Below are 13,290 nucleotides of genomic sequence, written 5' to 3'. Positions count from 1 at the left end.
TGCCACCGCTGGTGACACTCTCCCCTATCCAAGAGCAGGGGTTCTTGCCCCCTCAAACTCAAGAAAAATAGACGGTTTCCACCCGGCCGCTGCGCTGGGTGGAGCCTCCGCGATTTTTCCTGATTTTTTCACGACCGCCTTAGTCGCCGTAGTCGGCAGGGGTTCATGCGTAGCGCAAGCGCATATCAGCCTGGAGCAACCGCGTTGTGCTATCAGTTGATTGAGACCGTTGCGGTCTTACGGTTTTGCCCAAATCCGTCGATCCGTATTCACGGATTTACGGATTGGTGGGGAAACGGATTTACGCTTTTACGTATTTACGGAAGTCCACCGATGCGGTTGTCCGGTTTTGCAGAAAGCCGTAGAACCGCACCTTCGGAGACTGCAGCCGCACACGCCATATGCCGCCCGTTGGGCGAAGCTGCGAGACGCGAGCTCGCACACGAACAGGCCAGGGTCTACCAGTTAGGCCCGTCTGTTCACCCTTGAGCCAATGCTCAACGACAGCGGCCAGAAACGCCGCCAGAGCCCCTTAGAACGCTCCAACCGCATTACCCCATCCTGACCCATTCCCAAGACATCTGAAGCGTTTCAACGCGCTCCTAGACCGTTTCCGGCAAACGCGCACAGGCCCGGAGGGCAGCCATCGGCGCTAACGCCAGCACAAGGACGATGCACAGCAGATCGTGACACCTATCCTGAGCGCAGTTATCTCGAGCCTGCCCGCACCCTGCTCCGGGATCGGCGCCAGCCCATGCCTAGAAAACCGCTGAAACATCTCAGCGCTTGCCCTCCAGGCGAACGGATCTCCGGCGCGTGCCGTAGACGGCACGGGGATAACTTCGGGAAAAGCTGTGAATGCAGTCGTGCTATCAGGCGCACGACGGCACGTGCTATCAGGCGCATCACTCTCGTGCTATCAGGCGCACAAACTTCTCTACAGGCCACGGCTGGCGTGGCTTCCGGCCTCCCTTAACTTAACTAACGAGGTTGTAAAAAAACTAACTTTAAAGGCGCCATTCCTGTGGATTCACAGCGCACGTGCTACGAACGCACCACTTGAGTCTCAATTGGCTGCCGTCGCGAACACCGGCCCCAACTTGGGCACGATGCGTATGCAATGGAGCTGCTGCAGCCCCTCATGCACGCCATCCGCTGCCTGCCAACTTCTCGATGTTGTGCACCATGCAGTACAGGTGCCACTGCGTGTTGACCTTGCTACGTCCACGCAGATTGAAGCGTGCCAGCCGCTTGTTGTGCCGCAGATTGCCGAACACCGGCTCAACCGTGCCGATGCGACATCCATAGCGCCTACGACCCTCTGGCGAGTCGATGGCTGTACGCATGCGCGTGATCGCATCGTCACGTTCGACGACCTCCTTGGGCTCAACCCAGTCGGGACTGCGCCCACCGAACAGGTAGACGCTGCGCGCAGACGTCCGATCCGGATAGCGCAAGCATTTGGCGCGCAGCTCACAAGGCCCACAGTCATCGGGGCTCGCCTTGTAGTCCCGGCGGTGCAACCCCTTGTCCACCAAGTAAGTACTGCCGTTGCTCACCAGGGTCTTACCCGCCGGGCAGAGACAGGTACCATCATCGAGAAACTCGAAATCACGCGGTCGGAAGCGCTCTTTGCCAGTAGGCTTGCGTGCCTTCGGTGTCTTGTCGTGGAGCACGTCGCCCTTGGGCTTGAAGCGATCCTGATTGACCAAACGCTCGTCGCGCTTACGCATCTGCTTGTCGGCAATCAGCGCAGGAATGCCACGCGCCTCCAATTGCTCGACGTTGTCCTTGGTGTGGTAGCCCGCATCGGCGAGTATCAGCGTGTGATCTTGCCGATAAGCCTCGGCCTGCTCCACCATCGGCAGCAGCATGCCGTGCTCTGCCACCGAACCCACAACATCGGCGGCCACAATAATCTGGTGCTGGCCATCGACGGCGGCCTGTGCGGCGTAGCCTTGGATCACGCCCTTGCCGGTGGCCATCTTGCCGCTGTCCGGGTCGGTCACATTGGTCTTGATTTCCTGGCCCTGGTTGTTGAGGCGCTTTGGTGCCTTGCTCAGAAACTCGCGCGTGCGGACCACCTCGCGCCGCAGTGCCTCCACGCGCTTCTGGCGACGTTCGTCGAGGTTGCTGCCGTCACCGCCGGTACGATCTTGCCCTTGGTGCATCGACACGATCCGTTCGGCAGCGCGCTCCAGCCGCATGGCGCGCTGGCGCAGCTCCTCGTGCGTGCCACTGCACTCCTTGCTGGCGTTGCTCGGCAGCTTTACGCCGTCGATGGCAAACAACTCGCCACCAATCAGGCCTTGTGCATCGCAGGTAACCAGTACCTGGGCGAACAGCGCCTTGACCTGTTCTCCCAACTGGCTGACGAACTTGGCGATGTGCGCATGGCTAGGTTGGCTGTATCCGCTCAAGGCGATGAACTGCACATTGTGCAGGCAGGCACGTTCAATGGCGCGGCTGGACAGCAGCCCCTGACTGTAGGCGAACAGCACAATCTTGAGCATCACTCGCGGATCGTAGGCACTCGCGCCGACTTCGCCATTGCGAAACCGCGCATCCAACTCACTCAGATCCAATTCGTGATCGACCAGGTAGTCCAGGGCGAAAACGAAGCTGCCTGGCACGATCTGCTCGGACAGCACCACCGGCAGAAACAGGCCATTGCGTTCTTGGGGTTTGTAGCGCGGCATGGGCAATCCCGGTTGCATCGACCTGTTGAATTTACCGTTGGAGAACGGCCGTGGACGACGTTTTTTTACAGCCTCAACTTAAAAGCTCTAACTTGTTATTGGGGCAGCGCCCGTTTGTGGACAACTGCTGATTTGGGCGGTTTGGCCGGGGAAATCTGGCCATGATCGTCGCTCTGCTCAACCAGAATGGCGGGTGAGCAAGACCACCCTGGCCACCCATATCGCTGGCGAACTGGCCCTGAGCGGACAGAACGTCATCCTGCTCGATGCCGACCCGCAGGGCTCGGCACTAGACTGGACGCAACTGCGCAGCCAGCAGGGCTTATCCAGGCTGTTCAGCGCCGTCGGCCTGACGCGTGAGACACTGCACCAGGAAGCCCCGGAGCTGGCTCGTCGTGCCGATCACGTGATCATCGACGGGCCACCGCGCATCGCCGCCCTCGCCCGCTCAGCGTTGCTGGCGGCAGATCGCGTGTTGATCCCGGTGCAGCCAAGCCCCTACCACCTGTGGGCCAGCGCGGAGATGGTCAACCTGATCCGCGAGGCGCAGGTGTTCAGGCCCACACTGCGCGCGGCGTTCGCTATCAATCGTCGCGTCAGCACCAAGGTGATTGACCACGAAGCGCGCGGCGCCTTGGCCGACCAACCGCTGCCGGCACTGCAGACGGAAGTACGCCAGCGCATCGTCTTCGCCGAGAGTGTGGCGGCCGGTCGCCTGGCCCGCGAACTGGCACCGGACAGCGCCGCTGCGCGCGAGGTCAGCAGCCTGGTCGACGAGTTGCTGAGGTGGTCGCCATAAGCGGCAAGCGCATCGGCGCACGTCCGCTGACCGATCCACAAGCCGAATCCTGGATACACCAGGGCGCCGCCCTCGACAGCGCTCGGCTGACGCTGAACGTGACATCGTCGCTGCATACGCATGTCAAGCTGGCGGCCTTCGAGCGCGGCGTGACAATGGCGGAGATGCTGCGCGAGGTGCTGAAGCAGCAGGCCACGTCATGACGCCGGGGACTCATCAGGCATGGCGACCGCTGACACTGACCTCAGGCAGCATATTTGCCCTGGGTTGGGCGGCGCTCACAACGTCGCCACCGCAGTTGGTCTACAACGCGTCCGACAGCGTGCCCGTCGGCTGGTATCGCACTTCGCCGGCCAACTAACTGGCGCTTGGCAATCTGATGCTGGTTCACCTACCAATGGCTGCGCAGCACGGCTACCTGCTGGCGAACACACCGCTTTTGAAGGCCGTGGCGGCGATGGTGCCGCAGCACGTGTGCATACAAGGTCGTCAGAGGTGATACGCATCAATGGCGTCCTTGTTGCCAGGCTCTTGCGCAGAGATCGACAGGGTCGCGCGTTGCCAGCCTGGCACTCCTGCCGGCGCCTAGTTGGAGAGGAACGGCTCCTGCTCAGCAGCACAAACCCGAAGTGATTCAACAGTCGCTACTTCGGCACAGTGTCTGTCGAAGGGATGATCGTTCGGGTGCAGCTCTTCTGACCGGGCTCATGTCGATGAGCTGTCCATTATCGCGTCGATCATGATGTCGATAGCGTATGCTCAGCCTGCGCATTCAAGCAGCGCGGAGCTGCAGATACGTCTGCCCTCGGCTGCCGCCCAGCGACGTCGAGGTCCTTAGTATCCCCCAACCTGATTAGCCTGCTCAGGCGTACAAAGGCACGGAAAAAGCGGAGGGCAAGATAAAAGGGGGCGGCACTTCGTTGGCCCGGAAAGCAGTCTGCACGGGGGTTGGAGACGGCACCCATTGATCGCATCAGCGTGCCGTATATGCCCCATAGCAGCGTCATCGCTGGCGCTGTAGCGTGCCTAATGCGCTGCACTACGATCCACTTAGAGAGCTGCTTGAGCAATAGCGCTGCGAGCAGGATGTGCTGCCCCAGCTGCGCAGCTTTTTGCTCACCAGTACGGTGACTTTCAGCGACTTAAATCCCTGTAAGCGGCGTCTTTTCTAGGCTATAGGTCTTTGCGCAAAAACTTGCACAGCAGTGCGCAATTTGTTGCGCAACAATCTGTGCGACGCCGCTCAATATGACCATACACGCTTTCCTGGTCACGACAAGCTACTGATTCTATTGTAATTTAAATACCTGGCACGCCGCTCGCTATAAGCCTGGCCCCCGGATCGATCACGATCCATGACCCAGGCAAGGAGAGCACTCATGCCAACACCCGCGTATCTGTCCCTCGAAGGCACCAAACAAGGTCTGATCACCGCTGGCACCTTCACCGAGGACTCGGTCGGCAACATTTTCCAGGAAGGTCATGAAGACCAGATTCTGGTTCAAGCCTACAACCACCAGGTCATCATCCCGCGCGACCCGCAGTCCGGCCAACCGACCGGCCAGCGCGTGCACAAGCCGCTGATGATCACCAAGGTCTTCGACAAGTCCTCGCCGCTGATCTTCAACGCCCTGACCTCCGGTGAGCGTCTGAACAAGTGCCGTCTGGAGTGGTACCGCACCTCCTCTACCGGTACCCAGGAGCACTACTTCACCATCGAGCTGGAAGACGCCGTGATCGTCGACGTTCAGTCGCGCATGCCGAACTGCCAGGATCCGAACATGGCGCACTTCACTCACCTGGAAGACGTCTACTTCACCTACCGCAAAATCGTCTGGACCCACGAAGTCTCCGGTACTTCCGGCTCCGACGACTGGCGTACCCCGATCTCCGCGTAAGCCGGGATCGCCTCCGCGTCACCACAGCGGCCAGGCATCGTCCTGGCCGTTGCGTTTCGGCAAACCGCGCATGGCTTGCGCCGGCCAGTTGCCGAAAACCTCGACCGTTGCCAGCACGGCGCGGCCGATTCGGTTACAACCTGGAGCGCGCCCCGCGCCCATCATGGAATGATCGAGAGGAACAACGAATGTTCGCCCAGGCCAACCAGACCCATTTCAGCTTGAGCATCGAAGGCGTCGAACACGACCTGCAGGTGCTCGAATTCAGCGGACGTGAGGCGATCAGTCAGCCTTACGCCTTCGCGGTGGAACTGATCAGCGAACGGCCTGACCTCGACCTGGAAAGCCTGCTGCATCAGCGCGCCTTCCTCGCCTTCGACCAGAACGGCGCCGGTATCCACGGCATCATCCACCGTATCGCCCAGGGCGAATCCGGCCAGCGCATCACCCGCTACCGCCTGACCCTGGTGCCAGAACTGGCCTACCTGGCGCACCGCACCAACCAGCGCATCTTCCAGCACCTGACGGTGGAGAAGATCATCAGCCAGGTGCTCGAAGAGCATGGCATCCAAGCCGACGCCTACCAATTCCAACTCGGCTCGATCTACCCCGAGCGCGAGTATTGCGTGCAGTACGACGAGACTGATCTGCACTTCGTCCAGCGTCTGTGTGAAGAGGAAGGCATCCACTACCACTTCCAGCACAGCGCCGATGGCCACATCCTCACCTTCGGCGACGACCAGACCCCGTTCCCACGCCTGGCGCCACTGGCCTACCAGCAGGATACCGGCCTGGTCGCCGACGACCCGGTGATCAAGCACTTCGGCGCCCGCCTGGAAACCCGCACCAGCCAGGTCACCCGCCGCGACTACGACTTCGAGAAGCCGCGCCTGCAACTGGAAGCCAAAGCCGAAGGCGATGCTCAGCCCAAGCTGGAAGACTACGACTACCCCGGCCGCTACACCGACCGCGAGCGTGGCAAGCACCTGGCCAAACGCGCGCTGGAACGCCACCGCCACGACTTCGAACTGGCCGAGGGCGACGGCGACTCGCCGACTCTGGTCAGCGGCCACTTCCTCGACCTGACCGAGCACCCGCGCAGCGAGTGGAACCAGCTCTGGCTGCTTACTGAAGTGCAGCACGAAGGCAAACAGCCGCAGGTGCTGGAAGAGTCCGTCACCAGCGACACCCAGCCTGCCGACGGTTTTACTCAGGGCTACCGCAACCGCTTTACCGCCACGCCGTGGGACGTGCCTTATCGCCCGCCACTAAAGCACCCCAAACCGCGCATCCTCGGCAGCCAGAGCGCCGTGGTCACCGGCCCGGCCGGCGAGGAAATCCACTGCGACGAATATGGCCGGGTGAAGGTGCAATTCTTCTGGGATCGCGAAGGTCAGGCTGACGAGAAAACCAGCTGCTGGCTACGCGTCAGCTCCAGCTGGGCCGGTGATCGCTACGGCGCCATCACCATCCCGCGCATCGGCATGGAAGTGTTGATCACCTTCCTCGAAGGCGACCCCGACCAGCCACTGCTGACCGGCTGCCTCTATCACGCCGAACACGTCGTGCCCTACGACCTGCCGGCGAACAAGACTCGCAGCGTCTTCAAGACCCTGAGCAGCCCCGGCGGTGGCGGCTACAACGAACTGCGCATCGAGGATCGTAAGGGCGCCGAGCAAATCTACGTCCACGCCCAGCGCGACTGGGACGAAAACATCGAGCACGACCAGAAGATCCGCGTCGGCAATGAACGCCACGACACGGTCGAGGCCAATGCCTACAGCCACTTCAAGGCCGAAGAACACCGCACCACCCACGCCGACCGCAAGACCGAGATCAAGGCCAACGACCACCTCACCGTTGGCGACAGCCAGCACATCAAGCTCGGCAACGGCCAATTTATCCAGGCCGGCAGCGAGATTCATCTATCCAGCGGCCTCAAGGTCGTGCTCGAAGCCGGCAGCGAACTGACCCTCAAGGGCGGCGGCAGCTTCATCAAACTCGATGGCGGCGGCGTGACCCTGGTGGGGCCGGTGATCAAGATCAACTCCGGCGGCGCGCCGGGCAGTGGTTCGGGGGCGGCGCCAGTGTTGCCGGGCGCGGCGAAGCCGGCAGATGCCGACAAGGCGGGTGAGTTGCTGATTCAGGCGCAAAAACAAGCACTAATGCGTAAGCAACCACTCTGCGCGATCTGCGAAGCAGCCAAGCAGGAGGCCGCCCGTGCCGACTCCTGATCTACATCATCTGCCCCAGGACTTGCCTTGGGACATACCGGCATATCTGCTGCTGGATGGCATCAGCGTAGAAACACTGCCCAAGCGGCTTTACGAATGGGCCGAATCGCCGGACTTCGACGTGCTCTATCTGGAAACGCCTTGGGCTGAGTTGAGTGATGTGTCGCCCTGCCTGGTGCGCATTGATGGGCAGCACGACACAGCGCTGGCAGCCTTTGTACAAAACTCCCACGACGAATGGGGCTACCTGTTGTTCAGCCATGCCAGTCGGGAGGCTCTACTCAAGCACCTGCGCTGGTTGGTCTGCGTCAGTCATCCGTCGGGGGAAAAGGTGCTGCTGCGCTTGGCCGATCCAGCCGTCATGCATGCGCTACTGAAGCAAGCCACGCAAGATGACGACGCAACATTGTTTGGCCCGATCGAGCAGATCGCCGCCGCCGATCGCATCGAAAACGCCTGGCATCGGCATCAACGCCCCAGTTCAACGTTCATCACCCAACAGGATCGCCCCTATCAACTGTCCGATAAGCAATTGGACAGCCTAGGTGACGTGGCTTTTCGCAGCATTCTGATCAGTCTCGACGCGCACATGCGCGACTATTTCCCCCATTACCAATCCACACTGAACCCAAGCCAGCGTTGGCAGCATGTGCGCGCCCTGGCGGAACGTGCCTATAGCCTGGGGTTCAGCAGTGAATACGACATCACCCTCTACGCCAATATCTTCGGCCTGCTCGGCGCCGACGCCCTGGATAGGCACCCGGACATCGCCACACTGGTGAACCACCCTTCATCACTCACACCCACCCAACGTATCGAACAGGCAGCGGACCTGGCCTATGCCCGCGCCTCGTCAGCGGAAAGGACTTCCTGATGACTGCAAAGAACCCCAACCAGGCCGACAAGGCCAAGAGCGACGCCAAAAGCCCCATCGGCGCCTGCCCGTTGATGAAGAACAAGGTGCAGCTATTGCCCCTGCGTTATGGCCTGGTCGAGCGTCTCGACCCGTCGGCGGCCCTGAGCCTGCCATATCGACTCAAATCGCGACCGCTGGGTATTCGGCTGATTCGTGATGGCTGGTTGTACGTGATCGACAACGAAACCGGCTACCTGCACGAGTACCGTGTCGAAAAAGGCGTCGTGAGCAAATTCGTCTGGAAGGGCAAGGAAGCGGCTCAGGGTCAACGCAGCGGCACGATCGCTGAGCCTTATTTGGTTTTCCCGCGTAACAGCACACTGCATGTCAGTTTTTCAGAAGCGCAGTGGTCAGCGTTCAAATGCTCGCAAATGATCAAAAGTCGTGAAGATCGGGACCTGTTCATGCAGCGAATCGATCTCGCAAGTGCAGACTGTGCCAACGGCGGTGCTCATCTGCTGACGGATACCCAGACCGAAAAGTGGCTTGCTGAAATTGCCGAGCCTCCAGGCAGTACAGCAGTCCCAGCCGGCGCTAATCCGCAGGAAACCCAAGACTATTGCTGGGAGTACGCCCCGCTCTTCCAAGCCGCGCAGCTGGGGGCGTTGAAGAAATCGCTAAGCCCGGCGTACGAAAATGACCATTTTTTTCTGGTGTTCAAAGACAGCATAGGCGTCATGCGCGACCTGGCTGAAGAGCAGGACACGGTCGTCAACTGGCTCGAAGAGTGGAGCGGCCAGCAGCGCCAGGAGCTCAAGTACGTCATCGGCAGCTACATCGAAACCCTGATGGTGGTAAGTGAGAGCACTGCCAAGCAGGCGGGAGTCAGCAGCCAATTCTTCGATAAAACCACCCCGGATCAACGCGAGAAAGTCTACGACTACGTCAATGCACGTAACGAGCTGACCTGGGAGCTGCGCAAAAATCCAGAGAAGGCCCACTATCCCGGCCGCGGATACACACCCAACGTATTGGCCGCGCGCAATAACGTTGCGACCAAGAAACGCGTCATGATCGACGCGCTAGGCGAAGAACTGTACGAAGAACTCGCAGACGATATCGAGAACCTCGAAGGCCAGAGCCATGCCACCTTGGAAGGTCAGGGGCTGGGGGCCCGTGGGCTGCACGATCTGGTTCGCCATGAAGAAATGAAACAATACCTGGCCGAAGAGCGCAGCCATATGAAGCGCTGGCTGGCCCGCCTGGACCTGATCACCGAAGATCGCGTCAAGCTGTTCACCAGTCAGGAATTCCACCTGAGTGCCTGGTACTACGATTTCGATCAGCCCGATCAGCTGCGCGAAGCCTTGGCGGTGGAGCAGAACTGCACGCGCGACATCTGCCGTACCGAGGAAAGCCTGGTCGCGGTGGGTGAGTATTTCCATACCTACCCCTATTACGTACTGCCGGCATTCCAGACGCAGTTGACCAGTGCTTTTCTGGCAAAGCAGGCCCAGAAGCTGATCAAATGGCTGGAGAAGGTCAAGGGCTACCAGAAGAGCCTGGCCAATGCCTTGCAGCGCCAGGACGATATCGATGAAATTCTGGGCGTGCATTGGACGAAAAGCCTGAATCTGGCTCCGCAGGCGCAACAACTCAGCTTGCTGGTAAGCACCACCTACATTCCCGCGCTGTCTTCTCGCAGTGACAAATGGCTACAGAACGCCAAGCAGCAGCATGGGCAAATGCAGGATCTGCTCGACGAGTTGGACAACCGCAGCAACAGGGGTCAGCGCCTCGGCCATTTGCTGGCGCTAAGGCAGCAAGGCGCCTGGCTGGACGATCCCACCGACGAGCAGTTCCAGCGCTACAAAGGTGATATGCAGCGTTTCATTGCCTTGCTCGATAGCGAAGACGAGCTGGTCAGGCAGCGCGACCAGGCGCAACGCGATAGCCGAAAACGTACGCGCACCGCTGCTGAGCGCGAACGTTCCAAGGCGCAAAAGCGGCTATACAATCAACAGCTTCAAGCGCTAGCTGCTGAGCGTAACGCGCTGTTGGCGCAGCTGGAACAAGGTATTAGTCCAACCAGCACGCTGCAAAGCGGCCGTACTGGCCCGCGCATTCGCGGGCTGGACACCAGCCAGCAGCAATTGCTGGAGAATGAAATCCGCCTTATGCGCAGTGGCCAGCTCGGCGGCTATGCCACTCAGGGCACCTACAAGGCGGCGTTCAAAAGTGCCTGGCTGCCAAGCTTGTTGCTGTATATGCAGGTTAGGAATGCGATGGCGGCAGTCGAGACATTTAAGGAAATCTCTGGCCCGGCCTCTTTAAAAGAATGGTTAGTTCTGTCGGGTGCAATATCTGGAGCAATGTCTGCCGGTCTATCTATTTACCAGAGCGCCCATATCGTCATGATCAACGAGGTACTCAAGGGGCTCAATACCGGTAGCCAGACCCGTTCGGGAGCCTTGTTTGCCGTCCGTTTGGGCAAGCTCGGCCTGGCGTTAGGTACGCCCATCGTTGGTCTTACGGCACTGGGCGCACTGGGCACCACCCTGAATAACTGGGGCAAATGGAACGAGGCATTTCGCACGGGCACTGCCGGGGAGCGTACAGGAGCGGTGATGGCGTTCTACGGCGACATCGGCGTGACGACCACCAGTGGCCTGCAGACCGCACGCGGCCTGAAAGACCTCTGGCTGCTGCGCCAGGAAGCCACGGGCATCATGCGGCAAACGCCAGGCATGACCTACAAAGCCGCCCGCGCTGCGGCCTGGGCCACGCGCGGCCCGCGCTTCATGACGTACATGGCACGCTTGAGCCCCTGGGGGTTAGCGGCTACTGCTTTACAGATCGTAGGTGAGACGGTCTACAACTATCACCACCTCGACGCCCTGCAACGCTGGATGTTGCACTGTTGCTGGGGAGTGAAGGAGAGCCCGCAGTGGGACCTTGAGCGCCATTACCAGTTACTGGCCGAAGCCACGTTGCAACCAGTGATACAAGACCTGGGCATGATCAAGGATGCCAGCACGGGCGATAGCTGGCGTACCCTGCGCCTGAGCTTGCCAGGCAGTCGTCTGGCCAGCTTGCAGAACCACCCGCTGCATTGGGCAGTCGAACTGCAACAAGGCAATGCCCCCGCCGAGGATGCTGGCGTGCAACTGCGAGACGGTATCCGCCTGGCGGCAACCGAGCCGCTGGCACTGGACCTGCGCCTGCCGGAAGACTGGCTGGATGGGCAAAGCCTGGTGCGACTGCGCCTGGCCTATCAGCCGGAAATGGCCAGTCAACCGCTCGATGCAGCCACCGGCTACCTGCATTACCGCGTCCCGCTGGACATCGCCATGCGCAGCAAACCCATCACCGCCACGCATCCCAGCCCGGCGCCCAGCGCTACCCGATTGAGCTGGACGCCCATTACCCCGGAGTATCTACATGGCTGAGGACAAGTACGAACGCCTGCCCAGAGCAGGCGACAGCGAACAGCAACTGGGTTTTGAAACCCTGTATCTGGCGCCCAAGCCTTTACCAACTGGCCAGGCGCCTTTTAGCGCCCAGCAGATGCACCGTGAGGTCAATGACTGCTATCTGGACTTTGCAATGGGCGGCGGAACCAGAGAATTTGCTGCCAGGGTAACAATCGGAACATTGATCCTGTTCTCGTTAATTCTCATATTCAGCGCCCTATTCGGAGCATGGTTGCAAGTTGGAGTAAGCTCGCGCTTCTGGAACTATGCAGGGCAGTATCTGGCTTACTCGTTACTAACCCTATCGTTTTTTTTTGCCATGTTTGGCAGCATCATCGCCTACGCGGCCTATAAAGAAACGCGCACTCCCCCCATCCGCTTCAACCGCCAACGCCGCGAAGTCTGCTATGCGCCCGCCAAGGGCAAGCCAGTCTTCATCCCCTGGGAAGAAGTGATTGCCTGCGTGGCCGTCGAGCAGGTCATTACCCAGTATTCGGCCACCCAACAGTTCAGTTTGCGCCTGGGTTTCCATGACACGACCAACGAGCAGATGCACTGGGTCACACACGCTCATGCCAGCCTGATGCTCGCCGTCAGCGAGTGGGAAGCACTGCGCGTTTATATGGAGCAAGGCCCTGCCGCATTGCCTCCAGCACCACCACGGGAACATGAAGAAGGCACGCTGGAATACTTCTACTTCGCGCGCGACACCTACAAGGAGTGCCATGGCTTTATCAGCTACAGCGGCTGGTGGCTGTTGCAGCTCTTCACCGGCTGGACCCTTCCCTGCCATATCGGCGAATGGTTCGAGCGCCTGCCCAAGGCCGGCTTTCCCCAAACCGTGCGTGAATGGTCCAAACCATTACCGCCCGAACAATGGGCCAAGCCCAGTGCCGAACTGCTGACCCAAAGCACCGAGATCGAAGCGGCGTTAGCCACAGGCTTGAGCTTCCCCGAGTATTTCAAGAGTCCGTTGGCGGCGTTCCAGAGCCCGGCAGATGCCGCACCAGTAAAAACCAAAGGCAAGGGCAAGAGAGCCCGCAGCCGTGCGGCTGCCGAGGCCAGGGCAAAGCGTCAACAGCTCTCCCCGAACAAACGTGACCAGAACGGCAACGATGAGCCCTCTACCGACCCACTGATATCGCTGTCGGATTCTAGTTTTCCAAATGACTAAAGTGCCGAGCGTCTACATGATGGCTGAGGACAAGTACGAACGCCTGCCCAGAGCAGGCGGCAGCGAACAGCAACTGGGCTTTGAAACCCTGTATCTGGCACCCAGCAGCGATCCCATTAAGTAAAAACATACGCATGCCCTGGAGTACGCCACAGCA

The 13,290-nt window shown here is 60.1% G+C and carries 8 protein-coding genes and 1 pseudogene; 8 read left to right on the top strand and 1 reads right to left on the bottom strand.

Going from position 1 to position 13,290, the window contains the following annotated elements; genetic code table 11:
* Nucleotides 1–1,139: 1,139 nt before the first annotated feature.
* Nucleotides 1,140–2,699: an IS1182 family transposase gene (locus ACUTAF_RS02455; RefSeq protein ID WP_445578477.1), complete on the bottom strand. Its 1,560-nt coding sequence runs from the start codon at nucleotides 2,697–2,699 to the stop codon at nucleotides 1,140–1,142.
* Between the two features lie 161 nt (nucleotides 2,700–2,860).
* Here ACUTAF_RS02455 and parA point away from each other — a divergent pair.
* From parA to ACUTAF_RS02415, 8 genes and pseudogenes are all read left to right on the top strand, one after another.
* Nucleotides 2,861–3,498 (top strand): annotated as a pseudogene (parA, locus tag ACUTAF_RS02450) (ParA family partition ATPase).
* Nucleotides 3,495–3,701 carry a hypothetical protein gene (locus tag ACUTAF_RS02445; RefSeq protein WP_445582388.1) on the top strand — a complete coding sequence of 69 codons (207 nt, stop codon included), beginning with the start codon at nucleotides 3,495–3,497 and terminating at the stop codon, nucleotides 3,699–3,701. The pseudogene parA and the gene ACUTAF_RS02445 overlap by 4 nt, the downstream one beginning before the upstream one ends.
* Before the next feature lie 1,176 nt (nucleotides 3,702–4,877).
* Nucleotides 4,878–5,396, top strand: coding sequence for an Hcp family type VI secretion system effector (locus ACUTAF_RS02440; protein ID WP_003241180.1), 519 nt, complete (start codon nucleotides 4,878–4,880; stop codon nucleotides 5,394–5,396).
* A 188-nt stretch (nucleotides 5,397–5,584) separates the two neighbouring features.
* Entirely contained in the window at nucleotides 5,585–7,630 is a 2,046-nt protein-coding gene (locus ACUTAF_RS02435; RefSeq protein WP_445578476.1) for a type VI secretion system Vgr family protein, read from the top strand.
* Nucleotides 7,617–8,504 carry a DUF4123 domain-containing protein gene (locus ACUTAF_RS02430; protein ID WP_445578475.1) on the top strand — a complete coding sequence of 296 codons (888 nt, stop codon included), beginning with the start codon at nucleotides 7,617–7,619 and terminating at the stop codon, nucleotides 8,502–8,504. The genes ACUTAF_RS02435 and ACUTAF_RS02430 overlap by 14 nt, the downstream gene beginning before the upstream one ends.
* Complete coding sequence (locus ACUTAF_RS02425; protein ID WP_445578474.1) at nucleotides 8,504–11,935, top strand: toxin VasX; 3,432 nt, start codon at nucleotides 8,504–8,506, stop codon at nucleotides 11,933–11,935. Before ACUTAF_RS02430 ends, ACUTAF_RS02425 begins: the two co-directional genes overlap by 1 nt.
* Entirely contained in the window at nucleotides 11,928–13,133 is a 1,206-nt protein-coding gene (locus ACUTAF_RS02420) for a DUF6708 domain-containing protein (RefSeq protein ID WP_445578473.1), read from the top strand. Before ACUTAF_RS02425 ends, ACUTAF_RS02420 begins: the two co-directional genes overlap by 8 nt.
* Entirely contained in the window at nucleotides 13,126–13,257 is a 132-nt protein-coding gene (locus ACUTAF_RS02415; protein ID WP_445578472.1) for a hypothetical protein, read from the top strand. Before ACUTAF_RS02420 ends, ACUTAF_RS02415 begins: the two co-directional genes overlap by 8 nt.
* Nucleotides 13,258–13,290: the final 33 nt, after the last annotated feature.

This window comes from Pseudomonas sp. SP16.1 (genome assembly GCF_052682975.1).
Note: the sequence above shows the minus strand (reverse complement) of the source record. Positions and strands in the feature narration are given on the sequence as shown.

What these genes read in the sequence shown, in the direction of transcription:
- ACUTAF_RS02435 (WP_445578476.1), top strand. Translation starts at nt 5,585, where the DNA reads ATGTTCGCCCAGGCCAACCAGACCCATTTCAGCTTGAGCATCGAAGGC.
- ACUTAF_RS02425 (WP_445578474.1), top strand. Translation starts at nt 8,504, where the DNA reads ATGACTGCAAAGAACCCCAACCAGGCCGACAAGGCCAAGAGCGACGCC.
- ACUTAF_RS02420 (WP_445578473.1), top strand. Translation starts at nt 11,928, where the DNA reads ATGGCTGAGGACAAGTACGAACGCCTGCCCAGAGCAGGCGACAGCGAA.
- ACUTAF_RS02455 (WP_445578477.1), bottom strand. Translation starts at nt 2,699, where the DNA reads ATGCCGCGCTACAAACCCCAAGAACGCAATGGCCTGTTTCTGCCGGTG.
- ACUTAF_RS02415 (WP_445578472.1), top strand. Translation starts at nt 13,126, where the DNA reads ATGACTAAAGTGCCGAGCGTCTACATGATGGCTGAGGACAAGTACGAA.
- ACUTAF_RS02440 (WP_003241180.1), top strand. Translation starts at nt 4,878, where the DNA reads ATGCCAACACCCGCGTATCTGTCCCTCGAAGGCACCAAACAAGGTCTG.